23 protein-coding genes are annotated in these 23405 nt (G+C 64.4%); 9 read left to right on the top strand and 14 right to left on the bottom strand.

The annotated features are described in order from the left end of the window. Positions 1 to 44: 44 nt before the first annotated feature. The 6 genes from ACZ52D_RS07315 to ACZ52D_RS07340 all read right to left on the bottom strand — a co-directional run bounded on the left by ACZ52D_RS07315 (position 45) and on the right by ACZ52D_RS07340 (position 5323). Positions 45 to 740, bottom strand: a complete 696-nt coding sequence (locus ACZ52D_RS07315) for a copper-binding protein (protein ID WP_464443000.1) — start codon at positions 738 to 740, stop codon at positions 45 to 47. Positions 741 to 780: 40 nt separating this feature from the next. Beyond that, entirely contained in the window at positions 781 to 2139 is a 1359-nt protein-coding gene (locus ACZ52D_RS07320) for a multicopper oxidase family protein (protein WP_464443001.1), read from the bottom strand. A gap of 14 nt (positions 2140 to 2153) precedes the next feature. Then, positions 2154 to 3614 (bottom strand): TolC family protein, encoded by a 1461-nt coding sequence (locus ACZ52D_RS07325; RefSeq protein ID WP_464443002.1) that lies wholly within the window; start codon positions 3612 to 3614, stop codon positions 2154 to 2156. Beyond that, positions 3614 to 3841 carry a hypothetical protein gene (locus ACZ52D_RS07330; RefSeq protein ID WP_417475445.1) on the bottom strand — a complete coding sequence of 76 codons (228 nt, stop codon included), beginning with the start codon at positions 3839 to 3841 and terminating at the stop codon, positions 3614 to 3616. Before ACZ52D_RS07330 ends, ACZ52D_RS07325 begins: the two co-directional genes overlap by 1 nt. An 83-nt stretch (positions 3842 to 3924) precedes the next feature. Continuing rightward, positions 3925 to 4314 (bottom strand): hypothetical protein, encoded by a 390-nt coding sequence (locus ACZ52D_RS07335; RefSeq protein ID WP_464443003.1) that lies wholly within the window; start codon positions 4312 to 4314, stop codon positions 3925 to 3927. 133 nt (positions 4315 to 4447) lie between these two features. Next, the gene (locus ACZ52D_RS07340; protein ID WP_464443004.1) at positions 4448 to 5323 is read right to left on the bottom strand and encodes an SDR family oxidoreductase; all 876 of its coding nucleotides are present in this window, start codon (positions 5321 to 5323) and stop codon (positions 4448 to 4450) included. 74 nt (positions 5324 to 5397) lie between these two features. Between ACZ52D_RS07340 and ACZ52D_RS07345 the strand changes: the two genes are divergently transcribed. Beyond that, positions 5398 to 6033, top strand: coding sequence for a class I SAM-dependent DNA methyltransferase (locus ACZ52D_RS07345; RefSeq protein ID WP_464443005.1), 636 nt, complete (start codon positions 5398 to 5400; stop codon positions 6031 to 6033). 143 nt (positions 6034 to 6176) lie between these two features. On the opposite strand, the gene ACZ52D_RS07350 is transcribed toward ACZ52D_RS07345, so the two are convergent. The 4 genes from ACZ52D_RS07350 to ACZ52D_RS07365 are packed head-to-tail and all read right to left on the bottom strand — an operon-like array spanning position 6177 to position 10495. Beyond that, positions 6177 to 6962 carry a carnitinyl-CoA dehydratase gene (locus tag ACZ52D_RS07350; RefSeq protein ID WP_222454488.1) on the bottom strand — a complete coding sequence of 262 codons (786 nt, stop codon included), beginning with the start codon at positions 6960 to 6962 and terminating at the stop codon, positions 6177 to 6179. 23 nt (positions 6963 to 6985) lie between these two features. Further along, on the bottom strand, positions 6986 to 9013 hold the full coding sequence (locus tag ACZ52D_RS07355) for an acetate--CoA ligase family protein (protein WP_464443006.1): 2028 nt from the start codon (positions 9011 to 9013) through the stop codon (positions 6986 to 6988). Between the two features lie 6 nt (positions 9014 to 9019). Continuing rightward, complete coding sequence (locus ACZ52D_RS07360; RefSeq protein ID WP_222454486.1) at positions 9020 to 9328, bottom strand: Rdx family protein; 309 nt, start codon at positions 9326 to 9328, stop codon at positions 9020 to 9022. 3 nt (positions 9329 to 9331) lie between these two features. After that, a complete protein-coding gene (locus ACZ52D_RS07365; RefSeq protein WP_464443007.1) occupies positions 9332 to 10495 on the bottom strand; it encodes an acyl-CoA dehydrogenase family protein in 1164 nt (387 codons plus the stop codon). Positions 10496 to 10574: 79 nt separating this feature from the next. Here ACZ52D_RS07365 and ACZ52D_RS07370 point away from each other — a divergent pair, with 79 nt between their 5' ends. After that, the gene (locus ACZ52D_RS07370; protein ID WP_464443008.1) at positions 10575 to 11519 is read left to right on the top strand and encodes a GlxA family transcriptional regulator; all 945 of its coding nucleotides are present in this window, start codon (positions 10575 to 10577) and stop codon (positions 11517 to 11519) included. On the opposite strand, the gene ACZ52D_RS07375 is transcribed toward ACZ52D_RS07370, so the two are convergent. Next, a complete protein-coding gene (locus tag ACZ52D_RS07375) occupies positions 11516 to 12706 on the bottom strand; it encodes a hypothetical protein (protein WP_464443009.1) in 1191 nt (396 codons plus the stop codon). The genes ACZ52D_RS07370 and ACZ52D_RS07375 overlap by 4 nt on opposite strands. Positions 12707 to 12877: 171 nt before the next feature. Between ACZ52D_RS07375 and ade the strand changes: the two genes are divergently transcribed. From ade to msrA, 7 genes are all read left to right on the top strand, one after another. Beyond that, a complete protein-coding gene (ade, locus tag ACZ52D_RS07380; protein ID WP_464443010.1) occupies positions 12878 to 14680 on the top strand; it encodes an adenine deaminase in 1803 nt (600 codons plus the stop codon). After that, positions 14677 to 16143 (top strand): AMP nucleosidase, encoded by a 1467-nt coding sequence (locus tag ACZ52D_RS07385; RefSeq protein WP_464443011.1) that lies wholly within the window; start codon positions 14677 to 14679, stop codon positions 16141 to 16143. The genes ade and ACZ52D_RS07385 overlap by 4 nt, the downstream gene beginning before the upstream one ends. Before the next feature lie 140 nt (positions 16144 to 16283). Next, on the top strand, positions 16284 to 16571 hold the full coding sequence (locus ACZ52D_RS07390; protein WP_222454480.1) for an HU family DNA-binding protein: 288 nt from the start codon (positions 16284 to 16286) through the stop codon (positions 16569 to 16571). A gap of 185 nt (positions 16572 to 16756) precedes the next feature. Next, positions 16757 to 17671, top strand: a complete 915-nt coding sequence (locus ACZ52D_RS07395) for a DMT family transporter (protein WP_464443012.1) — start codon at positions 16757 to 16759, stop codon at positions 17669 to 17671. A 107-nt stretch (positions 17672 to 17778) separates the two neighbouring features. Continuing rightward, positions 17779 to 18342, top strand: a complete 564-nt coding sequence (locus ACZ52D_RS07400; RefSeq protein ID WP_464443013.1) for a DUF4202 domain-containing protein — start codon at positions 17779 to 17781, stop codon at positions 18340 to 18342. Between the two features lie 105 nt (positions 18343 to 18447). Then, positions 18448 to 18897, top strand: coding sequence for a peptide-methionine (R)-S-oxide reductase MsrB (gene msrB, locus ACZ52D_RS07405; RefSeq protein WP_222454477.1), 450 nt, complete (start codon positions 18448 to 18450; stop codon positions 18895 to 18897). Continuing rightward, on the top strand, positions 18894 to 19409 hold the full coding sequence (gene msrA / locus ACZ52D_RS07410) for a peptide-methionine (S)-S-oxide reductase MsrA (protein ID WP_464443014.1): 516 nt from the start codon (positions 18894 to 18896) through the stop codon (positions 19407 to 19409). Before msrB ends, msrA begins: the two co-directional genes overlap by 4 nt. Before the next feature lie 120 nt (positions 19410 to 19529). On the opposite strand, the gene ACZ52D_RS07415 is transcribed toward msrA, so the two are convergent. The 3 genes from ACZ52D_RS07415 to fzlA all read right to left on the bottom strand — a co-directional run bounded on the left by ACZ52D_RS07415 (position 19530) and on the right by fzlA (position 23389). Further along, the gene (locus ACZ52D_RS07415; RefSeq protein ID WP_464443015.1) at positions 19530 to 21536 is read right to left on the bottom strand and encodes a hydantoinase/oxoprolinase N-terminal domain-containing protein; all 2007 of its coding nucleotides are present in this window, start codon (positions 21534 to 21536) and stop codon (positions 19530 to 19532) included. A 73-nt stretch (positions 21537 to 21609) separates the two neighbouring features. After that, positions 21610 to 22653: a tRNA epoxyqueuosine(34) reductase QueG gene (queG, locus tag ACZ52D_RS07420; protein WP_464443016.1), complete on the bottom strand. Its 1044-nt coding sequence runs from the start codon at positions 22651 to 22653 to the stop codon at positions 21610 to 21612. Between the two features lie 70 nt (positions 22654 to 22723). Next, positions 22724 to 23389, bottom strand: a complete 666-nt coding sequence (gene fzlA / locus ACZ52D_RS07425; protein ID WP_222454473.1) for an FtsZ-binding protein FzlA — start codon at positions 23387 to 23389, stop codon at positions 22724 to 22726. Between the last annotated feature and the right edge of the window lie 16 nt (positions 23390 to 23405).

A 23405-nucleotide genomic window follows, 5' to 3' on the forward strand; every position in this document is an offset into this window, starting at 1 on the left:
GAAAACCCAAAGGGGAGGCCGACAAAGCGACCTCCGCCAGTGCCTTACTTCACCGCGACGACGGTCAGCTTGCCCTTGATGCGCTGCGCGACGAATTCGATCGCGTCGCCCGCCTTCAGCTGGTCCAGCATCGCGTCATCGGCAACCCGAAACACCATGGTCATCGCCGGCATATCAAGATCCACAAGCTCCTCGTGCTTGATGGTCACCTTGCCGGACTTGGGATCGACCTTCTTCACCATTCCCGCGGTGAAGGTCGTATCACCTTGAAGCACGGTCACCGGCCCATGCATACCGGATTCGTAGTGGCCGGGGATCAGACACGCAAACTCGAACGTGCCCGCGTTGGAGAAGGTCCAGACGATCTCCCCCGTGGCGCCGGGATCCAGACGCACCGAATTCGGGTCGTCATGCTCCATGTCCATCTTCGCCATCAGCTCCTTGTGGTGGACGTTGCGCTCTGGCGTATCCAGCACGAATTCATGCTCCAGTTCGCCCTCGTTGGAAATAACGAACTTGACCGTCTCGCCCGCGGAGAAGGAGAGGTTGGCAGGCTCGAACAGCATTTCGCCGTCATCGGTTTCTTTCATGATGACCACGACCTCGCGGTCTGCATGTGCAGCGTCGCCGGGTTTGCCGACCTCCATTTCATCATGGTGGCCGCCGCCGTGGGTGCCGCCCGCAAAGGCCGGCGCGGCGAAAAGGGTTGCGATCAGGGTCGTGGAAAGAATCTTGTTCATGTCTGTTTCCTCGTCAGTTCTGGTTAAAGCCAGAGGCCGGTCAGCCCTTGGCGGCGGGTTTCGGGGTAATGCGGGTTTGGGCGTCTTCGACACGGGTCGGTTCCGGCAGTGAGCCGGTCCACTCGTAGGCCTCGGTGCCGGGCGGGTTTTCATACCAGCCCGGGTCGCTGTAATCGTCGGCGTCGATGCCCTCGCGTACTTTGACGACCGAGAACATGCCGCCCATCTCCAGCGGCCCGTGCGGCCCCCAGCCGGCCATCATCGGCACGGTGTTGTCGGGCAGCGGCATGGACATCTCGCCCATGTCGGCCATCCCGGCGGTGCCCATCGGCATGTATTCCGGCTGCAGCTTGCGGATCTGGCCGGTCAGCTTGCGCTTGTCGGTGCCGATGAAGGTCGGCACGTCGTGGCCCATCGCGTTCATCGTGTGGTGCGACTTGTGGCAGTGGATCGCCCAGTCGCCCGGATGCACCGCGTCGAACTCATAGGCGCGCATGGCCCCGACCGGGATGTCGATCGACACTTCCGGCCAGCGGGCGGTTTCCGGCACCCAGCCACCGTCGGTGCAGGTCACCTCGAAGTCATAGCCGTGCATGTGGATCGGGTGATTGGTCATCGTCAGGTTGCCGACCCGCACCCGCACCCGGTCGCCCTGGTTCACCACCAGCGGGTCGATGTCCGGGAAGAGGCGACTGTTCCAGCACCACAGGTTGAAGTCCGTCATCTCCATCACCCGGGGCACGTAAGAGCCGGGATCAATGTCGAAGGCGTTCAGCATGATCAGGAAGTCCCGGTCCACCGGCATGAAGGACGGATCCTTGGGATGCACGATGAACATGCCCATCATGCCCATCGCCATCTGCACCATCTCGTCTGCGTGCGGGTGGTACATGAAGGTGCCAGACTTGGTCAGGTCGAACTCGTAGACAAAGGTCTTGCCGGGCGGGATGCCCGGATGGCTGAGGCCGCTGACCCCGTCCATGCCGGAGGGCAGGATCAGCCCGTGCCAATGCACCGAAGTATGCTCCGGCAGCTTGTTGGTCACGAAGATGCGGACCCGGTCGCCCTCCACCGCCTCGATGGTGGGGCCGGTGGACTGGCCGTTGTAGCCCCACAGATGGGCGATCATGCCGTCGGCCAGCTCACGCTCGACCGGTTCGGCCACCAGGTGAAACTCCTTCACCCCGTTGTTCATCCGGAACGGCAGGGTCCAGCCGTTCAGGGTGACGGTCGGATTGTAGTCCGGCCCGGTGGTTGGGGCCAGCGGCGGCTGGGTGGCCGCGGTGTCCATGCTGGCGGCTTCGGGCAGGCCCATGTTGGAGGTCTTGCCCCAGGCCTGGCTGGAGACCAGCGCGGCACCCGCGGCGCCGGCTCCGAGTATTTGACGTCGGTTCATCATGTCATGTGGTCCTTTCAATGGCCAGCACCGCCGCCAGCGGCGATTTCCGCGCCGCCGCCCTGCGGGGCCGATCCTGTGCCGCCGCCGTAGATCGCCGCGGTGACATTGGCCTGCGCCAGCCAAAAATCGCGTTTGGCATTGGCCGCTTCCAGCAAGCTGGAGAGCTTTTCACGCACATCGGTCAGCAGTTCGAAGGTATTGGTGATCATGCCGTTGTAACTCAGCAGACCTTCTTCCTCGATCATCTGGCGCAACGGCACCAACACATCGCGATAGTGGCGGGCGATTTCATACGAAGAATAATAGGCCAGCTCCGCGCTGCGGGCCTCCGAGCGGACATTCACGGCCCGTTCTGCCAACGCATTGGCGGCTTGCATGTAGGCCAGCTCCGCCTTGCGCATCCGCGCCTTGCCGGTATCGAAGATCGGAATGGCAAATTCCAGCTCCAGCTGCGGCAGGGGCTCGGTGTGGGTTTCCCCATCCTCGCGTTCACGTTCCGACTCGACGCCAGCGATCAGCTCCAGATCGGTGACAAGCCGTGTTCTGTCGGTCAGGCCAAAGGCGCGCGCCTGTGCTTCCAGACCCAGTTTGGCAACCTGTAGATCGACGCGATTCTGCAACGCGGTCTTTTCGATGGCGGGCAATTTGCGCAGCGACTTCGGCAGCGCTGGCAACGCATCCGGCACATAGTAGTTGGCATCGCTGCCCCACAGCCCCATCAGCCGTGTCAGCTCTTCCTTGGCCAGTTTGGCATCCAGCCGCGCCCGGGCAACCTGGCCTGCCAGTTCCGCGTTGAAGGCAAACTCCCGCGCCTGCCCTGCCTTGTTCAGCGCGCCGGTCTTGCCCAGCTGGCTGGCCAACTCGGCGCTCGCCGCGGCAGTCTCGCCGGCCTTGCGCAGGTAGCTGAGACGCTCGAACGCCGCCACTGCGTTGATCCAGGCCTGCCGCGTCTCTGCGGCCAACGCCAGCGTGTCGTTCACCGCATTCAGCTGGGCCTGCTGGAACTGGGCCTCGGCCACCGCGATACGTTGCTTGCGGTTTTTCACATCCAGCAAGTTCACGGCAACGGAGGATTCCAACGCCCGGTAGAGACCCAGTTCAGGCGCACCGATGCCCATCAGCCCAATCGAGACCACCGGGTTCTCCGGTGTCATCTGTTGCCAGGCTTCGGCCGCCGAAAGCCCAACCGCCGCATAGGAAGCTTGCAGACCTTTGTTGTTCAACAAGGCTACCTGCACCGCGGTATCGGCCGAGATCGTCTTGCCATGAACAAGGCTGCGAACTTCCTTGGCGAGCGCCTCGTTTTCAGCTTGCGTCTGGGCAAAGGCGGTACGCTTGCCGATCGCCGTCGAAGTCCGGCTGACCACCTCCTGAAAACCAGCCTTGGGATTGGTGTATTTTTCGGGAACCGCTGTCGCGCAAGCCGCAAGCGCGACCGGGCAAGCGAGGACCAACCGCCACGTTTTCATACGCATCAATGGTGGCCTCCCTGCTGCTGCTCATTCACGCCGCGCCAGGACCCGGGGCCGCTGGGTTGGTGGCGTTCGTAGCCCCTGAAGGGGTCCTCATAGGCAAGGGTGCGATAGGGGCCAGTGGGCTGCGACGCGCGCTCCAACGCTGCGGTTTCGGGCAGCGGCGTTGGTGTCCCGACGCACGCTCCCAGCAGCAGGGCGCCCGCCCCGGCCAGAAAGTAGGATTTCATGTGAATATTCCGAGAATGATCTGAACTGCTCCTGCATGTGCACGCAGGAGCGGGCTAAAAACCGCCGAAACGGTTCAGATGTCTCAGTGTCTCGGAGGACGCAGCAGTGCGATCTGCTCACGCGAGGGCAATTGCGAATCCCTTTGCGCCCAGCGCTCGGACTGCTTCAGCACAATTTCCGTTGGCTGCAGGGAAAGCACCGCAACCGCCATACAGGAGCCTGCGCAGCAATTCGTGGTGTCCAGGTCATCAACGGTGCCGTGGCTGTCCTGCGCTGTCACGTGGTGGGCATTGGCCGCATGCACCGCGCCCGGTACTCCAGCATGTGTATCTTCAGCATGGGCAAGGTGCGGAGCATCGTGGTGGCCAGCAAAAGCATGCGCGGCTGACGGCAGGGAAAATAGCATCCCCAGAATCACTGCGTAGGCAGTGACCATTCTGAAGATCCAAGAGATTTGCGCCAGACGCTCCATGACAGCATTTCTCATGGCCCGGGTCGGCTTCGTCAAGATGGCAATCCTGTGCGACCGGCACAAATTTTCGTGTGCCGGACGGGGTCGGCAGATTTGCCCTTTGGCCGCCGAATGACGCGCTGCTTCAATCCGGTCACACACCCGGAGGCTCTGAAGGCGGAACAAAGCTCTCCATATCCTCCGCCGCAAGCACGGCCCGCAACCCTTCGCGGTAGCTCGGATACAATAGGCTGATGCCCAGGTCTTCCTTGATACGACGGTTGCTGACGCGCTTGTTTTCTCCATAGAAGCTGCGCGCCATCGGGGTCATGCCGGCCTCTTCAAAAGGCACTTCGGCAGGTACAGGCAGCCCCAGCAATTCAGCTGCATATCCCAACACGTCCTGAGGCGGGGCGGGATCATCATCGCAGACATTGTAGATCGCGCCCGGCCGCGGTTGCATCATCGAGGCCATCAGAACGCGCGCGATATCCTCCACGTGAATGCGTGAAAAAACCTGTCCCGGTTTGACAATCCGGCGCGCCTTGCCCGCCATCAGCTTGGCGAAGGGCCCGCGACCAGGGCCGTAGATGCCGGCCAGACGGAAGATGTGTAAGGGCAGCCCGGGCACCGCCTGCCACTCGGCCTCCGCGCGCTGCCGCCATTCGCCGCGCAAGCTGGCCGGGGTCAGCGGCGTATCCTCGTCCACCCAGTCACCACCATGATCGCCGTAGACTGCCGTGGTCGACAGATAACCCACCCATTGCAGATCCGAAGCCGCCTCAAACTGGTCGCGAAGCTCAGCCATAACGGGATCACCGGCCCCGGTCGGCGCGATCGAGCTCAGGACGTGGGTCACCCCCTCCAGCGGCAACCGAGTACCGGGCCAACGCTGCAGTTGCACGTCCAGCACATCGCCCGGGACCACGTCCCGCGTGGTACCGATGACGCGCCAGCCGCGCGCGATCAGACGCGGGGCCAGTGCCCGCGCCGTATAGCCAAACCCAAGACAAAGAAGTGTTTTACCCATTGTCTCTTGATGCGTGCACTGGCTCAGGGGTGCAAGGGTTGATTCCGCGCCTCTTCCATCTTTTGATAGGCCGCATGGATACGCCAAAACAGAAACTTTCGGACGCCTACGCCCTGAAATCGCCAAGCGACTCCAGACAGTTTTATGGCGCATGGGCCGACAGCTACGACGCGGAATTTGCCGCCGGGGAGGGCTACACGCTGCCCGACTCAGTTGCGCGCGCGTTTGCTGATGCCGGTGGTCAGGGACCGATCCTCGATGTCGGTGCCGGCACAGGCCTTTGTGGGGTCGCCCTGCGCAGGCTGGGACTGGAACCGGTGGATGCCACGGACATCAGCCCGGCGATGCTGGGCCGTGCGCTGCGCAAGGACGCCTACCGCGACGTGATCGAAGCCGACCTAACCGAGGGCATACCGGTGCCCCGCGGTGTCTATCGCGGGGTGGTATCTTCCGGCACTTTCACCCATGGCCACCTTGGCCCCGAGGTGCTGCCTGCCCTTCTGCGAACTGCCGTGCCCGGCGCACAATTCGCTTTGTCAGTGAATGCCCGCTTCTTCGAAACGGCCGGGTTCGATCAGGCCTTCAAACGTTTGCAAAACGGGCAATGGATCAAGGATTTCTCACTCGATGACGTGCCGATATACGGCCCCGCTGCAAGGGGGCCGCACCGGAACGACACCGCCTTCATCGCCCTGTTCCAAAAGGTCTGACTGCGCGCGCGTGGGCCAGCGATCAGGCGCAACCGCGCCGCGCCTTGGCGCGGCGCCATGCCCAACTGGTTCGGCCAATCCTCCATTGGCCAGAAGCAGGCGGGAGACCCCGCCTCACCGGCCTTTCCGGGCTGGTTACCGGATTACCGGCCTTTCCAAACTGGGTCGCGCTTCTCGGCGAAGGCACGGGCGCCTTCCAGATTGTCCTCGGACCCGTAGAGCACATCCACTGTCTTGAGCTGACGGCGGGTTATTCGGTTCATCGCATCCTGGAACTTGCTGTCCTCGGCATCCCGCACGATCTCCTTGATCGCCGCGTAGACCAGGGGGGGACCGGACGCCAGGAGACGCGCAAGTTCCCAAGCCCGGTCCATCAACTGATCCGCGGCCACGATCTCATTCACCAGCCCCCAGCGATGGGCCTCCTCGGCGTCAAACCAGCGCCCGGTCAGCAGAAGTTCCATGGCGATGTGATAGGGGATCCGCTTGGGGAGCTTGACGCTGGCGGCGTCGGCCACGGTACCGGACCGGATTTCCGGAAGGGCGAAGGTGGCATGATCTGCCGCGATGATCATGTCCGCCGACAGCGCCAGCTCCAGCCCGCCTCCGCAAGCGATTCCGTTGACCGCGGCGATCACGGGCTTGTTCATGTCGCGCAGTTCCTGCAGCCCGCCAAAGCCGCCGACGCCATAATCACCATCCACCGCGTCGCCGTCCGCGGCCGCCTTCAAGTCCCAGCCGGGGCAAAAGAACTTTTCGCCACCACCGGTGAGGATGGCCACCCGCAAATCCGGGTCATCCCGGAAATCGCGAAACACCTCGCCCATGGCCCGGCTCGTCTTCAGGTCGATGGCGTTGGCCTTGGGGCGGTCCAGCGTGACCTCCAGGATGGCGCCGTCCCGGCGCGTTTTGACAGGGCTTTCGCTCATGTGGTGTCCTCCAGAATGGCTGTTCAGTACTTGCGCCGCAGCAACGCATCCGCGGCAACGGCATCAGCCGGAGTACAGAGCAGCGGATTGATTTCGATTTCTTCCAGGCCCAAGGCGTTTTCCATCACGTAGGCCTCCACCGCGCGGATCGCCCGCAGGATGGCATCCCGATCGGCGGCCGCGGCGCCACGATACCCCTGCAACTGCCGGGAAATCCGCAGCCCATTCAGGGCCGACGCAATTGCCGCATCGCTGGCTGGCAGCAGAAAGGACACACGGTCCTCCAGCAGCTCGGTCAGGACACCGCCCGCAGCCAGCGTCATGACAAAGCCATGTGCCGGATCCTTGACGACCCCGATCAGCAGCTCCGCCACCACGTCGGTGACCATTTCCTCCACCAGGAAGCGCTTGGCGGGCATCGCGAATGCAGCGTCGCTGACCTCTTGCCCCGTGCTGAGGTTCAGCGCAACCGCCCCCGCCTCGGTCTTGTGGGCGACACCTTCGCCCTTCAACACGACCGGGAACCCCACATCCACCGCCACCGCACGCGCATTGGCCGCTGATGCCGCCCGTTTGAAACGGGGAACCCGCAGGCCATATTCCGCCAGCTGCCACTTGGCATCGGCCTCCGGGACCAGGTCCGGCTCAACCGTCGGGGTCGGCAGCAACAAGGGCGCCGGTAGTTCCGGCGGCAGCAGGCTGGCCGCTTCGCATGCGGCGATGGCTTCGCTGAGACCACAGAACGGCACCACGCCTGCCGCCAACAAGCGGGCCGCCACATCTTCGGGTAGAAGTTCCGGCAAGGTCGCCACCAGACCAACATTGGCCCCGGTGGTGCGCCGCGCGCCGATGGCTGCCTCGATGGCACACTCCCAGTCCGATGCATCGCAGCGATCCGCGCGCGGGAAATCGACGATCAGCAGGGTGATCGCCAGCTGGGGATCCATCATCGCCGAGAATGCCTGCGTCATCGCATCGGCGTCCCGCCAGATATAGGTGTGGTAGTCGAGCGGGTTGGCCAGCGCCACCATGGGGCCTAGGGCCGCCCGCAGATCGGCTGTCTGCCGCGCGTTCAGGGGCGGGAACTCGACTGCCCGCGTATGGCCTGTATCCGCCGCCAGGCTTGCCTCTCCGCCCGAGCAACTGATGGTCGCAATACGGTTCGAAGGCAGTCGCCCTGTCACATGCAACAGCTTCAGTGTCTCCAGAAACGAGGGCAGATCCTCCAGACGCGGGATGCCAAGGCGTGAGAGCAAAGCCCCGGCTCCCGCGTCACCGCCCGCAAGCGAAGCGGTATGGGAAACAGTCGCGGCCTGGGCTTCGGCCGATTTGCCGACCTTCAGCGCTATGATCGGTTTGCCCAGCGCACGGGCGCGCGCCGCCAGCGATTCGAACGCGCGCAGATCGCCAAAGCCCTCGATATGCAGACCCAGCGCAGTGACTCGTTCGTCCTCAAGCAGCGCCTCGCCGATGGCGGCGATACCAGTCTGTGCCTGGTTGCCGGCGGTCACCACATAGGCCAGCGGCAAGCCCCGCTTCTGCATGGTCAGATTGATGGCGATGTTGGAACTTTGGGTGATGAGCGCCACGCCGGTCTCGGCGGTGACGCCACCATGCTGGTCCGGCCACAGCAGCGCGCCATCAAGGTAGTTGATAAACCCATAGCAGTTCGGCCCGAGGATCGGCATATCTCCCGCCGCCTCAAGAAGTTGTGCCTGCAGATCCGCACCCTCGGCATCTTCCGCCTCGGCCTCAAGAAAGCCGGAGGCAAAACAGACCGCGCCGCCCGCACCACGTGTCGCCAGGGCCCGCACGACCTCGTTCGTGGCAAAGCGGTTCACCCCGATGAACACAGCGTCGGGCGCCGCGGGCAGACTTTCCACATCCCGGACCGCAGGCAAGCCCGCCACCTCGTCGGCCTTGGGATGGACGGGCCAGATGGAGCCCTTGAACCCCATTTTCTGACATTGCGTGATCACCAGTCGGCACCAGGCACCGCCTCCGATTACAGCAATGGTTTTGGGGCGAAAAAGCCTATTTAGAGACTGCATGAGATCCTATTCACCGGTCTTGCCACGGTCCAGATGGCCGAGGTCTTGTTCAGGGCTGATCCGGTCACGCACGCGGGTTTTCAGTTCTTTCACATCAGGAAAGCCGCCGTCCCGTTTGCGTTCCCAGACCAGCTCCTTATCAACATGGATCTCAAAGATCCCGCCCAAATCTCCGGGGACCAAGGTCACCCCGCCCAGCTGGTCCTGAAAGGTTTGCAGCAGCTCCTGCGCCATCCAGCCCGCGCGCAGCAGCCAGTTGCAGCCGATGCAGTAGGTAATGGTCACAACGGGTTTCGGGGTCGCGGTCCCGGTCATATGTCAGCCTCCCAAGGCGCGCAGCATCTCGCGGCTGATGATGTGCCGCTGGATTTCACTGGTGCCTTCCCAGATACGCTCCACCCGCGCGTCGCGCCAGATGCGTTCCAGCGGCAGCTCGTCCATCAGCCCCATGCCGCCGTGGATCTGGATCGCCTCATCCGCGACCATCGCCAGCATCTCGGTCGCCTTCAGCTTGGCCATCGACATGTCGCTCTCTGTTACGGTTCCCTGGTCGAACTTCCAGCCGGCCTCCCAGGTCAGCAGATTTGCCGCCTTCAGCTCCAGCGCCATGTCGGCGAGTTTGAAGCTGACGCCCTGGAACTTGCCGATCTGCTGGCCGAACTGCTTGCGCTCCGCCGCGTATTCCAGCGCATGCTGCAGCGCGCGGTCAGCGCGCCCAAGGCAGGTGGCGGCCACCTGCAGGCGCGTGGCACCCAGCCAGGTGTTGGCGACCTCGAACCCCTTGTCGACCTCGCCCAGGATGGCCGAGGACGGCAGGCGGCAGTCATCGAATTCCAGCACCGCATTGGTGTAGCCCCGGTGGCTGACGTTGCCGTAACCCTCGCGCACCTCGAACCCCGGCGTGCCCTTGTCGACAAAGAAGGCGGTGATCTTCTTCTTCGGCCCGCGCGGGGTGTCCTCAACCCCGGTGGCCATGAAGCAGATGGCGAAATCTGCAATATCCGCGTGGCTGATGAAATGCTTGGTGCCGTTCAGGATCCAGTCATCACCGTCCTTGCGCGCAGTGGCCTTCATGCCGCGCAGGTCCGAGCCCGCGTCCGGCTCCGTCATGGCCAGGCAATCCCACTTCTCGCCCCGGATGCAGGGGAACAGGTATTTTTCCTTCTGCTCTTCGGTGCCTGCCAGCAGGATGTTCGACGGCCGCGCAACCCCGGTCCAATGCAGCGCATAATTGGCGCGACCCAGTTCCTTTTCGTACAGCAGCCAGCTCAGCGTATCGAGGCCCGCGCCACCGACTTCCTCGGGCATATTGGCCGCATAAAGCCCCGCTTCCATCGCCTTCTTCTGGACGTCACGGATCACGTCCATGTCCAGATGACCGGTTCGCTCGATCTCCGCCTCATGCGGGTACAGCTCCTTTTCGACAAAGGCGCGGGTGGTCTCGACGATCATCGACTGTTCTTCGGTCATTCCGAACTGCATGGCGGACATCCTTTGCAAATCTGTTGTGTGTCAGGTTACGCCGCTTGCCTCACCTCATCATGCAAAGTTAGATGAAATCATGCAAAACTGGACAAAAGATCACGCCGCGGTGCGGCAGGTGGACGTGCTGCTGTTCGATGCTTATTCGGCCCATTGTCTGGCGAATACGGTCGAACCCCTGCGCGCTGCCAACACCTTTGCCGGGCGTCAGGTCTATGGCTGGCGCTTCCTGACGCTGGATGGCGGGACTGCGGTGTCGTCTTCGGGAATGGAGGTGCGCGCTCATGGGCGGCTGGCCGACTGCCGCGGCGATATGCTGATCGCGATGCCCTCCTATGATTTCCTGCGCCATGCCACGGTTGCGGCCAGCCGCGCGCTCCAGTCGGCGGCGCGGCGCTATGATGTGCTGGCGGGGTTCGACACCGGCGCCTGGCTGCTGGCGCAGGCCGGGCTGCTGGACGGGCATCAGGCAACCATCCATTGGCAGGAGCTGACCCGCTTTGCCGAGCGCTTCCCCGAGGTGCAGGCCCAGCGCGCACGTCACGTGATGGATGGCAACCGCATCACCTGCACCGGCGCGCTGGCGGCCTTTGACACGATGATGGAGCTGATCGGCCAGCACCACGGCGCGGCCCTGCGGCTAGAGGTGGCGGCGCTGTTCATGGCGGCCGAGGCCACCGACACCCAGGATCCGATCCTGGCCCGCAGCCGCCCCGTTGCCCGCGCGGTGGCGCTGATGCAGGCCAATCTGGAAACCCCGCTGCCAATAGCCGAGGTCGCCCGTCAAACGGGGCGCAGCCAGAAGGATCTGGAGCGCCGCATGCGCGCGGATCTGGGCGCGACACCGCAGGCCGTCTACCGGCGCTTGCGGCTGATCGAGGCGCGAAAGCTTGTGCTAGAGACTGTTTTGAACGTCTCGGAAATCGCGCTGCGCTGCGGCTACGACGATCCCAGCGCGCTAACCCGCGCCTTCAGGACGGAGTTCGGCACCACCCCGCGCAGCCTCCGCGGCAGCGGCAGCTAGGCCTGTTTCGCCGCCATCCACAGGTTCAGCCGCCACAGCCCCCAGGCCAGCGGAATCGCTGCCAGCCCGCCGATCACATAGGCCAGCGGCTCATCCGCGAAGCTCTCGAACATCTGGGTATAGGCGTGGATCGCGGCGAATGTCATGCCCGCATTGAACAGCCCGCGCTGATGCCGCTGCGCCGCCCAAAAGATCACCGCCGCCAGCACAGCGGCCCAGAGCACCGAATAGACGCCCTCGGAAATGAACAGAGCAGAGTCGCGAAAGGCATCGCGCGCCGCGGCATAGCTTTCCCAATCGGCATAACCGTCCCGGAAGCGCCCCGGCCCCCAGACGGTTTCGCCCACCACATCGCCCCACAGCGAGCCGACCAGCGCGCAGAGGTTGGCAATCGCAAAGCCGAGGATCGCAAGGATGCGCAGGTGCCGGGCGTCTCGATCAGCCAGCCGGGCAGCGCCCCAGAGGCACAGGCCAATCAGAGCCGCCATCTGCAGGATCGTCAGCGTCGATTCCGGTGAATAAAACACATAGGCCGCATGAAAATAGCTGGTGCCGGTCTCCAGCATCTGTGCAAAGGGCGCAATCGCCAGCGCGGTGACAAAACGCACGTCGATCAGCCAGCCTGCCAGCGCAATCGCCGCCGTGTAATACAGCAGCACCAGATTGCGCAGGGGCGAGCCGATCTCGTGCTGCTGCAACAGCAGCTCGATCCCTGCCAGATGCATCGCCAGCCCCATCAGCAGCACCGCGCCCAACACAAATTCGGTGGACCATGCGCCTTGCCGCCAGCGCCAGACGCAGATCCCGGTGACCAATGCGCCGGCGGGCAGCATCACCCAGCCAGCGATGGCCTCATGCTTGTCGACCAGCTCAATCGCGGCGCCGCCCAGCAGCATGCCCGCGCCGATCAGGGTTGCGGAATTGCCGAACATCCGCAGCATCGCGCCACCCCGCGCCAGCACCACCAGCCCGCCGCCCAGCATCAACAGCCCGGTCAGCGCCACCGCCAGCGGATCCGCCAGCCAGAAGATGAAGCCCGCGGTGGCGGCGATGATGCCAAAACACAGGATGGCGTTCACCGCCAGCTGCACCATCACCTCGCGCGAGCGCGCCTCGATCCGGCGGGCCTGATCCGGGGTCAGCACCCCCTCCTCGACCAGGGCGGTGGTATCTGCAATGGCGTGCATCGGCATCCCTTCCGGCAAATTGCGCTGCCGCCAGCATCGCCCAAAGGTTGCGGAATGGAAACCCGGCCCGCCCCGGCGGAATCACCCGCAGTCCGCGTCCGTTTTCATACCCCTGTGACGATCCGCGCCTAGGGGTCTTGCACCCTTGCGCGCAATCATCAACAGTAGGCCATGACAAACAAGACCTTCCCAAGCTGGCCCGACGTCGCTCCTCAACTCATCGAAACCGCTGCCGGACGCGCTGCCGCCGATACGGTGATCCGCGGCGGCAAATGGGTGAACGTTCACACCCGTGAGGTGCTCGAAGGCCACGACATTGCAATCACCGCGGGCCGCATTGCCTACGTCGGGCCGGATGCGTCCTATTGCACCGGGCCGGACACAAAGATCATCGAGGCGAATGGCCGCTACATGATCCCCGGCCTGTGCGACGCCCATATGCATATCGAGAGCGGCATGCTGACGCCTGCGGAATTTGCCCGCGCGGTGATCCCGCATGGCACCACTTCGATGTTCACCGACCCGCATGAGATCGCCAATGTGCTCGGCCTCGAAGGCGTGCGCCTGATGCATGACGAGGCGCTGCTGCAGCCGGTCAACATCTTCACCCAGATGCCCAGCTGCGCGCCCTCGGCGCCGGGGCTGGAGACCACAGGCTATGAAATCTCGGCCGAGGACGTGGCCGAGGCGATGAACTGGCCCGGTATCATTGGTCTGGGCGAGATGATGAACTTCCCCGGCGTTGCCGCGGGGGACCCGAAAATGCTGGCGGAGATCGCCGCCACCCAGCGCGCCGGCAAAACCGTGGGCGGGCATTATGCCTCGCCCGATCTTGGCCCCGATTTCGCGGCCTATGTGGCGGGCGGCCCGGCCGACGATCACGAAGGCACCTGTGAGGCCGACGCCATCGCCCGGATGCGTCAGGGCATGCGCGCCATGGTGCGGCTGGGCTCCGCCTGGTACGACGTCGAGGCGCAGATCACCGCCATCACGGAGAAGGGTCTCGATCCGCGAAACTTCATCCTTTGCACCGACGACTGCCACTCCGGCACGCTGGTCAATGATGGTCATATGAACCGGGTGGTGCGCCACGCCATTGCCTGCGGCTGCGACCCGGTGGTTGCCTTGCAGATGGCGACGATCAACACCGCGACCCATTTCGGGCTGGAGCGCGAGATCGGCTCGATCACGCCGGGGCGCCGCGCTGATGTGATCCTGACCTCCGACCTGCGCGAGCTGCCGATCGAAGTGGTGATCGCGCGCGGCCAGATCGTGGCGGAATCAGGCTCTATCAAGGTGGATTGCCCACATCTGGACTGGCCGGCGCATGCCCGCGGCACAGTGCACCTGGGCCACGAACTGGGTGCTGCGGACTTCGAGGTGAAAGCCCCCGAGGGCGCCAATGCCGTCACCGCCAATGTGATCGGTGTAGTTGAAAACCAGGCCCCGACCAAGGCGCTGAAGGCTGAACTGCCCGTCATCGACGGGCTGGTCGAGGGCACGGACGAGGTCTGCCAGATCGCGCTGGTCGAGCGCCACCGCGCCACCGGCGGCGTCACCAACGCCTTCGTGCAGGGCTTCGGCTACGAGGGCAAAATGGCGATGGCCTCCACCGTGGCGCATGACAGCCACCATATGATCGTGGTCGGCACCGACCGCGAACAGATGGCACTGGCCGCCAACCGCCTGGCCGAGGTCGGTGGTGGCATCACCCTGTTCCGCGACGGCCAGGAACAGGCGCTGGTCGAACTGCCGATCGCGGGCCTGATGTCCGACAGCCCCGCAACCGAGGTCGCCGCCAAGGCGCAGGCCCTGGTCGAGGCAATGCAAGCCAGTGGTTGCAAGCTGAACAATGCCTATATGCAGCACTCTCTGCTGGCCTTGGTGGTGATCCCTGAACTCAGGATCTCCGACCTCGGCCTTGTTGACGTCCGTACCTTCCAGAAAATCCCGGTGATCGAGCCCGCACAATGATAACAACCAAACGCCCAGGCCACCCGCCCGCTGAACAATTCACTGATGCAACCGAAGCCGTCGATCGGCTGGAGCTGCTGTACAACCAGGCCACCGCCTTTCTGTGCGAGGAGTTCATCCGCGCCATGGCCGACGGTGCGCCGGACAACCAGCGCATCCGCGCCTATTACCCTGAAATCCGCTTCTCCACCCTGACCTTTGCGCAGGTGGACAGCCGCCTCAGCTTTGGCCATGTCTCGGCCCCCGGCACCTATGCCACCACGGTGACCCGGCCGGACCTGTTCCGCAACTACCTGATCCAGCAGATCAGCCTGCTGATCCGCAACCACGGCCAGCCGGTGACCATCGGTGTCTCCGACACGCCGATCCCGGTGCATTTCGCGGTCGCCTCGCGCCCCGATCTGACCGTGCCGCAGGAAGGCGCGGCCGGCTTTACCCTGCGCGATGTCTTTGATGTGCCGGATCTGTCGACCACCAATGACGACATCGTCAACGGCACCTTCCAGCCCGCCAACGGCACCGGCCCTCTGGCGCTGTTCACCGCCCAGCGCATCGACTACTCGCTGGCGCGGCTCAGCCATTACACGGCGACCAGCCCAGAGCATTTCCAGAACCACGTACTGTTCACCAACTACCAGTTCTACGTGGCCGAATTCGAGGCCTATGCACGCGCCCAGCTGGCGGACCCGGAGTCGGGCTACACCAGCTTTGTCAGCACCGGCGATCACGAGATCACCGATCCGGCAGCACCAATCCCCGCGCTGACCAAGCTGCCGCAGATGCCCACCTACCACCTGAAGCGGGCAGACGGGAGCGGCATCACGCTCGTCAACATCGGCGTCGGTCCCTCGAACGCCAAGACCGCAACCGACCATATCGCGGTGCTGCGCCCGCATGCGTGGCTGATGGTCGGCCATTGCGCCGGCCTTCGCAACACCCAGGCGCTGGGGGACTTCGTTCTGGCGCATGGCTACCTGCGCGAGGACCACGTGCTGGACGACGACCTGCCGATCTGGACCCCGATCCCGGCGCTGGCCGAGATCCAGGTGGCGCTGGAAGAGGCGGTTGAGGAGGTCACCGAATTCGAGGGCTACGACCTCAAGCGGATCATGCGCACCGGTACCGTCGCCACCATCGACAACCGCAACTGGGAACTGCGCGACCAGTCCGGCCCGGTGCAGCGGCTGTCCCAGTCCCGCGCCATCGCACTGGACATGGAGAGTGCAACCATCGCCGCCAACGGTTACCGCTTCCGCGTGCCCTACGGCACGCTGCTCTGCGTCTCCGACAAACCGCTGCATGGCGAGTTGAAGTTGCCGGGCATGGCGTCGGACTTTTATCAGACCCAAGTTGCGCGACATCTGCAAATCGGCATAAAAGCTATGGAGCGATTGCGCGGCATGCCGCTGGAGCGCCTGCACAGCCGGAAACTGCGCTCTTTCGACGAAACGGCCTTCCTATAGGCGGTTTTTTTCGCGAATTTCCGGTGAAAATCGCCTTATTTCCTTCGCCCAATGCACACAAGAAGTTGTGTTGCCCCACAACATAACGATAATGTCCGGCAATGAGGCCCCACAGTTCGGGCAGTTTAAGGAGACGAAGAATGTCCAAACCGATGACCAAAACCCAGCTCGTTGCCGCCCTGGCGGAGGAAATGGACAGCGACAAGAAAACCGCCGGTGCCGCGCTGGAAGCGGTCTGCGCGCTGATCACCCGCGAAGTGTCCAACGGCGGCGCGGTGACCCTGCCGGGCGTTGGCAAGATCTACTGCCGCGAGCGTCCCGAGCGCGAAGTGCGCAACCCTGCCACCGGTGAGAAATTCACCAAGGAAGCCGACAAGGTCGTGAAAATGACCATCGCGAAGGCGCTGAAGGACAGCGTCAACGGCTAAGTCCGGTTCGCGATCCGACCAGTTTCAGGGCTGCCCTTGCGGGCGGCCCTTTTCTTTTGTGAGCTTTTCAACCGCGAACCGCTGGCTTGCTCTTCGCGACTGGCTTCGACCTTGCACAATGGGCGTGCTTGAACGAAGCTCCGCGCACACTGGGACCGCCCCGCGACAAACAGGGAAGATGTTGGATGGACGCACGCGCAATTGCCATGGGGCTTGCCTTTGCCCTGATGTGGTCTTCGGCCTTCACTTCGGCACGGATCATCGTGCAGGACGCCTCGCCCCTGTTTTCACTGGCCGTTCGGTTCCTGATCTCGGGGTTGATCGGCGTCGCGATCGCCCGCGCGCTGGGGCAGACGTGGCGGCTCACACCCGGCCAATGGCGCGCCACGGTGATCTTTGGCCTGTGCCAGAACGCGCTCTACCTCGGGCTAAACTTCGTCGCCATGCAATGGATCGAGGCGTCGCTGGCAGCGATCATCGCCTCGACCATGCCGCTGCTGGTGGCGCTGGCCGGTTGGGGCTTCCTGGGAGAGCGGCTGCGCCCACTTGGCTATCTGGGACTGGCGGCGGGGTTCATCGGTGTTGCGCTGATCATGGGCACCCGGATCAGCGCCGGTGTAGACCTGATGGGGGTCGCCCTCTGCGTGCTGGGCGTACTGGCGCTGACCACCGCCACGCTGGCGCTGCGCGGGGCCACCTCGGGCGGGAATTTCATGATGGTCGTGGGACTGCAGATGCTGGTTGGCTCGGCCATCCTGTTCGTTGCGGCGCCGCTGTTTGAAACCATCTTTGTCACCCCGACCTGGCGACTGGCTGCCGCCTTTGTCTACACCACGATCGTGCCGGGGCTGATGGCGACCTTCATCTGGGTGCTGCTGCTGAACCGCATCGGCGCCATACGCGCGGCCACGTTTCATTTCCTGAACCCCGTCTTCGGCGTGGCAGTTGCCAGCCTGCTGTTGGGGGAAAGCCTCGGCCCGCTGGATCTGCTGGGCGTGGCCATCGTGACCGCAGGCATTCTGGTGGTGCAACTGGCCCGCCAGCCGCACGTGGGCGCCCAGCCAGCGGTGGAGGGCTCCCGCGCGGCGAAACCGGGCTGACGCCCGCCCGCGCCCCTTGGGCCCGGCGCCGCTGGCGCGGCGCACGCCGTTGCACCAGCCCCCGCTGCCAGCGTAACCTATGACCAAACCCGACAGGAGATTGCCGTATGAGCGCACGACTGACCCAGGTGATGGAGGCCATCGATGCCGCCAACGCCAAGGACCCCAACCTCGAGAACGGCCAACCGGCCGCCCTGCTCTACGGTCAGCGCATGTCTGCGGAACAGGCACGCCTGTTTCCGGACGCCTACGAGACCCTGCAGATTGCGGCCCGCGGCCAGCACATTGAGCGTTGGAAGCTCCCGCGTGAAGCCTATCCCGAAGGCCGGGCCGGCTATCTGGCCTGGCGCAAGGCCGAAGCTGAACACCACGCAGAGGTGGTGAGCAACCTGATGCAACAGGCTGGCTATGACACCGAGGCGCAGCAGGCAGCCGCCAAGATGCTGCGCAAGGAGGGCATCAAGCGCGACCCGCAGGTGCAAGCGCTGGAGGACATCATCTGCCTGGTCTTCCTGAAGTGGTACTTTGCCCCCTTTGCCGCCAAACACCCGGCGGAGAAGGTGCAACGGATCGTCGAAAAGACCGCCCGCAAGATGTCGCCGGAAGCGCGCGCGCGGGTGCTTGGCGAATTCGAGCTACCGGCCGAGCTGGCGGCCGCCTTTGCCAACTGAGGGCGCGGCGCCGCACACGGCACCGCGAGCCGCCTGTAACATGACATTGAAAATGCGCCGCCAGCCCCCATTATCCACTGCCATAGACAACGGCGTGAGGACCCCATGACCCGCTACCACAAAGACCCCGACGCCATCGCCGCGCTCTCGGCGGAAGAATATCACGTGACACAGGAATCCGGAACTGAACGCCCCGGGACCGGCAAGCTGCTGCACAACAAGGAGCCGGGCATCTACGTCGACATCGTTTCCGGTGAACCGCTGTTCGCCTCTTCCGACAAATATGATTCCGGTTGTGGCTGGCCCAGCTTCACCAAACCGATCGAACCCGCTCACGTGCAGGAGCTTGAGGACCGATCGCTCGGCATGATCCGCACCGAGGTCCGCTCCACGCATGGCGACAGCCATCTGGGCCACGTCTTCCCCGACGGCCCGATGGACCGTGGCGGCCTGCGCTACTGCATCAACTCCGCGTCCTTGCGCTTTGTCCATCTGGACGACATGGAAGCCGAGGGATATGGCGATTACATCAACCAAGTGGAGGTCGTGAAATGAGCACTACCGAACGCGCCGTACTGGCAGGCGGCTGTTTCTGGGGCATGCAAGAGCTGATCCGCAAACGCCCAGGCGTCCTCAGCACCCGCGTCGGGTATACCGGTGGCGACGTGCCCAATGCCACCTACCAGAACCACGGCACCCACGCCGAAGCGATCGAAATCATCTTCGACCCGGCCGTCACATCCTACCGGGAGATGCTGGAGTTCTTCTTTCAGATCCACGATCCCACGACGCCAAACCGGCAGGGAAACGACGTCGGAATGAGCTACCGCTCCGCCATCTACTATGTGGACGAACGGCAGAAAGCCGTGGCCGAAGACACCATCGCCGACGTCAACGCGTCCGGCCTGTGGCCCGGAAAAGTGGTGACCGAAGTGGAGCCCGTCAGCGATTTCTGGGAGGCCGAGCCGGAACATCAGGACTACCTGCAGCGCCTGCCCAATGGCTACACCTGCCATTTCCCTCGTCCGGACTGGGTGCTTCCCAAGCGCAGCACCGCAGCGGAATAAGGTCTGCCACGGCAGCCTTCGCCCAAGACGACGGGACGGAGGCTGCCTGTATTTCTGCCCACAGTGGGCGCGCCCAGAGCCTGCAACCTGTGTTCCGGGGCGTCCCGTGGGCTTTCCGCTTCAGCCCCGCGCGACCCGCGGTCGCCCGCTGGCCTCCACCGTCAGGGTCGCCTCGACAAACACCTCCCGCGCTTCCAGCTGGGCGGTTTTGACATCCCGGGCGACATGCACCTGGATGTCATCGGCCCCCGCCGCCTCTGCAGCGCCTCGGGCCTCCTCGGACAGGGCATGCTCCAAAGCCGCCAATGCCGCATCTCTCTCCATGAAGTCTTGCGGACCACTCTCCAGGTGCACGCGGAATTTGCCTTCGGCTGGCGCGGTCACGGTACCAGTGCGCCGCATGGACACACGGCCAACGACCGCACCGATGGCATTGGCCACACCGGCGTGCTCCGGCAGTATCATCCGCGCACGCAGGCGTTCTCCAACGGCCGGGTAATAGCTGGGCGCCGAAGCGCCTAGGCCGACGACATCAACATTCACCGACGCATCCAGCGCCAGCAGCCCGCGGTGCCCTGACAGCCCCTTTTGCAACAGAACATGCCGCGCAAGCTGCTCCGCAGGCAAGTCGAAACCCTCGGCCTCCTCTGCAATAGCAGTCTCTAACAAGGTCAAAGCCGTCTGTTCGGTCAATTGGTCGATGATCATGCGCGCAAGCTCTTTGGCATCGCGCGCCAGCCGGTTGCCACTGCCTGCACGGCGGCGGGCAAACAGCGTCAGCGCTTTCACTGCCGCCTCCCGGTCCCAGCTCTCCAGCCGTCCCAGCACATGGCTTGCATCCGAGGGCGTCACCCCCGCCATCTGCACCAGCCCGCGATCCACCAGCCGCGCCAGCGCCGCCTGATCGATCCGGGTCCGCAACACCTGCCCCAAGGGCTGCACCTCGGTACCGATCCGCGCCAGCAAGGCAGCCTCGCGTTCGCCCAAACCGGCCACTGCACCGCCCGGTACCGCCCGCACGAACCGCCCGTCATGTTCACCCACGGTGCTCGCATGCAGCTGGCTGTCAAGGGCGGCATGCACCCGTTCCGGCGCCTCCGTGGCGATCAGCGCCACCGGTACCAACCGCCGAGGCCCCAGCGTCACACCACCAGCCAGGCCAGAGGCGTTCATATGCACCTGGCTGTCGCCGCCCAACCCGGTGGTACGCATCGCAACGGCCTCGACCATGGTGCGGAACCCTCCGACCTGCGCGCCTGCCGGATCAATGGCCGGTCGCCCATCGCGGATCAGCGCAACATCCGTGGTCGTGCCGCCGATATCGCTGACCAGCGCATTCTGCGCGCCAGTCAGCCAGCGCGCACCGACGATAGAAGCCGCAGGACCAGACAGGATGGTCTCGATCGGCCGCTCCCGCGCCTGTTCCGCGCTCATCAACGCACCGTCACCGCGCACCACCATCATTGGCGCCCTGATGCCGAGGTCATACAACTTGTCCTGCGCCCGACCGATCAACCGGTCGATCATCCCGATCAGCCGCGCGTTCAATACGGCCGTGACCGCCCGTTTCGGTCCGTTCAACCGCGCCGACAGCTGGTGCGAGCAAGTCACCGGCGCGCCGGTGATTTCCTGGATGATTCGCGCCGCCTCCAGCTCATGCGCCGGATTGCGGGTGGCAAAGACCCCGGCAACGGCAAACCCGGTCACGCCCGTCCCCTCGCGGCGCAGAAAGGCTTCCAGCGCGGCCACATCCAGCGTTGCTGCCTCGCTGCCGGCGTGGGTGTGGCCGCCTGCCATCACCAGCGCCGGATCGCCCTTCAGCGCCTCCCGCAGCCCGTGCCGGTCCAGATCGGCCTCGGCAAAACCAATGTAGATCAGCGCCACGCGACCGCCCTGACCTTCGACCAGCGCATTGGTGGCCAGCGTCGTCGACAGCGCCGCCATCGAGACCGCCTCGGGGGCGACGCCCGATTGCGCCAGCACCGCCTGCACCGCACCGCCGACACCTATCGCCAGATCATCCCGTGTAGTCAGCGACTTGGCACTGGCGATCACCTCCGTCTCGTCGCGGATCAGCACCGCATCGGTATAGGTTCCGCCCGTATCCACCCCCAGCAGCAGCGCCATGCCCGCTCCTCTCCTCGTTCATCTTGCTGCCTCGGGTGTAACGCCTATTTGCGGCGCGTCCATCCTGTTTGCGTCACGGCAGACGAGCCAGCGCCCAGGTCGCCGCATCCGCCACCGCCGGATCAGGATCAGCCACCAGCGCCTGCGCGGCGCCGCGCAGCTCCGCCAGACCGGAATTGCCGATGGCATAAAGGACGTTACGCACAAACCGGTCGCGCCCGATCCGCTTGATCGGCGAGCCGGAGAACGTCTCCCGGAATGCCGCATCATCCAGCGCGGCCAGCTCCGCCAGCCTCGGCGCCTTCAGTTCCTCGCGTGCGGCATAGCGCATGTCGCTGGCCGCCACCGCGAACTTGTTCCACGGGCAGGCCGCGAGACAATCGTCGCAGCCATAGATCCGGTTGCCCATCTTCGCCCGCAGCTCTTCGTCCACCGGCCCCTTGTGCTCGATCGTGAGGTAGGAAATGCAGCGCCGCGCATCAACCTGGTAGGGCGCTGGAAAGGCATCGGTGGGGCAGCTGTCCAGGCAGGCCCGACACGACCCGCAGCGGTCGCGCTCAGGCGGGTCCGAGGGCAGCTCCAAGGTGGTGAAAACAGACCCTAAAAAGGCCCAATTGCCCCAATCCCGGCTCACCAGGTTGCTGTGCTTGCCCTGCCAGCCCAGCCCCGCCGCCTGGCCCAGCGCCTTTTCCGGCACCGGTGCGGTATCGACAAAGACCTTCACCTCGGTCTCCTCGCCCGCCTCTGCGATCAGCCAGCGCGCCAGCCGCTTCAGCCGCTTTTTGACCAGGTCATGGTAATCCTTGCCCCGCGCATAGACCGACACCGCGCCGCGGTCGGCCTGGCCGACCACCGCCATCGGGTCCTCCTCCGGGGTGTAGCTCTCGGCCAGCATGATGACCGAGCGCGCCTCGGGCCAAAGCTTGGCCGGGTCACCCCGCCAATGGGTGCGCTCCGCCATCCAGCCCATCTGCCCGTGATAGCCCGCCTCCAGAAAAGCCTGCAGCCGCCCCGGCACCTCCGGCACATCCCAGGGACGGCAGACCCGGCAGGACACAAACCCTTCGGCCAGCGCCTGCGCCACCAGTTTTTCCTTGATGTCCGCCGCGTCTTTCATCTTTGCCAAAATACTCCGGGGTGAATTGGGCCGCAGGCCCAAGAGGGGCAGCGCCCCTCTGCCCGGTCTATCAGAAATCGAGGTCGGTGTAATGCGGCGGCGGCCGGAAGCCCGGCACCTGATCCGCCAGGATCGAACGGAACGCGGGCCGCGACTTGATCTTGGCATACCAGTCCTTGACCGCGGCCGAGCGGTTCCAGTCCACATCCGAGATATAGTCGAGCGACGACAGATGCGCGGCAGCAGCGAAATCCGCCAGCGTCATCGTATCCCCCGCCAACCAGCGCCGATGGTCCAACAGCCACGCCATGTAGTCCAGGTGATACTTGATCGCCTTGGCACCGGCCTTGACGTTGCGGCTGTCCGGGTAGCCCTGGCCGGTGATCTTCTTGTTCACCCGCTCGTAAAGCAGGTTCGAGGTCACCTCGTGGTGGAACTTGTCGTCGAACCAGTTCACCAGTCGGCGGACTTCATAGCGGCCCTCGGCATCGCGCGGCATCAGCGGCGGTTCGGGGCGGGTTTCCTCAAGGTATTCGCAGATCGCCGCGCTTTCGGCCATCATCTTGCCATCCAGCCGCAGCACCGGAATCTTGGCGGCCGGGTTGCGACGCAGGAAATCGGCATCCTGCTCCCAATAGCGTTCCTCGACCAGCTCCACCTCGATCTTCTTCTCCGCCAACGACAGCCGCACCTTGCGGCAGAAGGGGGACAGGGGAACGTGATACAGACGCGCCATGCTTGATGAAGTCTCC

The sequence above is a fragment of the Leisingera sp. S2M4 genome, assembly GCF_055398055.1.

What these genes read in the sequence shown, in the direction of transcription:
- ACZ52D_RS07315 (WP_464443000.1), bottom strand. Translation starts at nt 740, where the DNA reads ATGAACAAGATTCTTTCCACGACCCTGATCGCAACCCTTTTCGCCGCG.
- ACZ52D_RS07320 (WP_464443001.1), bottom strand. Translation starts at nt 2,139, where the DNA reads ATGATGAACCGACGTCAAATACTCGGAGCCGGCGCCGCGGGTGCCGCG.
- ACZ52D_RS07325 (WP_464443002.1), bottom strand. Translation starts at nt 3,614, where the DNA reads ATGCGTATGAAAACGTGGCGGTTGGTCCTCGCTTGCCCGGTCGCGCTT.
- ACZ52D_RS07330 (WP_417475445.1), bottom strand. Translation starts at nt 3,841, where the DNA reads ATGAAATCCTACTTTCTGGCCGGGGCGGGCGCCCTGCTGCTGGGAGCG.
- ACZ52D_RS07335 (WP_464443003.1), bottom strand. Translation starts at nt 4,314, where the DNA reads ATGGAGCGTCTGGCGCAAATCTCTTGGATCTTCAGAATGGTCACTGCC.
- ACZ52D_RS07340 (WP_464443004.1), bottom strand. Translation starts at nt 5,323, where the DNA reads ATGGGTAAAACACTTCTTTGTCTTGGGTTTGGCTATACGGCGCGGGCA.
- ACZ52D_RS07345 (WP_464443005.1), top strand. Translation starts at nt 5,398, where the DNA reads ATGGATACGCCAAAACAGAAACTTTCGGACGCCTACGCCCTGAAATCG.
- ACZ52D_RS07350 (WP_222454488.1), bottom strand. Translation starts at nt 6,962, where the DNA reads ATGAGCGAAAGCCCTGTCAAAACGCGCCGGGACGGCGCCATCCTGGAG.
- ACZ52D_RS07355 (WP_464443006.1), bottom strand. Translation starts at nt 9,013, where the DNA reads ATGCAGTCTCTAAATAGGCTTTTTCGCCCCAAAACCATTGCTGTAATC.
- ACZ52D_RS07360 (WP_222454486.1), bottom strand. Translation starts at nt 9,328, where the DNA reads ATGACCGGGACCGCGACCCCGAAACCCGTTGTGACCATTACCTACTGC.
- ACZ52D_RS07365 (WP_464443007.1), bottom strand. Translation starts at nt 10,495, where the DNA reads ATGCAGTTCGGAATGACCGAAGAACAGTCGATGATCGTCGAGACCACC.
- ACZ52D_RS07370 (WP_464443008.1), top strand. Translation starts at nt 10,575, where the DNA reads ATGCAAAACTGGACAAAAGATCACGCCGCGGTGCGGCAGGTGGACGTG.
- ACZ52D_RS07375 (WP_464443009.1), bottom strand. Translation starts at nt 12,706, where the DNA reads ATGCACGCCATTGCAGATACCACCGCCCTGGTCGAGGAGGGGGTGCTG.
- ade (WP_464443010.1), top strand. Translation starts at nt 12,878, where the DNA reads ATGACAAACAAGACCTTCCCAAGCTGGCCCGACGTCGCTCCTCAACTC.
- ACZ52D_RS07385 (WP_464443011.1), top strand. Translation starts at nt 14,677, where the DNA reads ATGATAACAACCAAACGCCCAGGCCACCCGCCCGCTGAACAATTCACT.
- ACZ52D_RS07390 (WP_222454480.1), top strand. Translation starts at nt 16,284, where the DNA reads ATGTCCAAACCGATGACCAAAACCCAGCTCGTTGCCGCCCTGGCGGAG.
- ACZ52D_RS07395 (WP_464443012.1), top strand. Translation starts at nt 16,757, where the DNA reads ATGGACGCACGCGCAATTGCCATGGGGCTTGCCTTTGCCCTGATGTGG.
- ACZ52D_RS07400 (WP_464443013.1), top strand. Translation starts at nt 17,779, where the DNA reads ATGAGCGCACGACTGACCCAGGTGATGGAGGCCATCGATGCCGCCAAC.
- msrB (WP_222454477.1), top strand. Translation starts at nt 18,448, where the DNA reads ATGACCCGCTACCACAAAGACCCCGACGCCATCGCCGCGCTCTCGGCG.
- msrA (WP_464443014.1), top strand. Translation starts at nt 18,894, where the DNA reads ATGAGCACTACCGAACGCGCCGTACTGGCAGGCGGCTGTTTCTGGGGC.
- ACZ52D_RS07415 (WP_464443015.1), bottom strand. Translation starts at nt 21,536, where the DNA reads ATGGCGCTGCTGCTGGGGGTGGATACGGGCGGAACCTATACCGATGCG.
- queG (WP_464443016.1), bottom strand. Translation starts at nt 22,653, where the DNA reads ATGAAAGACGCGGCGGACATCAAGGAAAAACTGGTGGCGCAGGCGCTG.
- fzlA (WP_222454473.1), bottom strand. Translation starts at nt 23,389, where the DNA reads ATGGCGCGTCTGTATCACGTTCCCCTGTCCCCCTTCTGCCGCAAGGTG.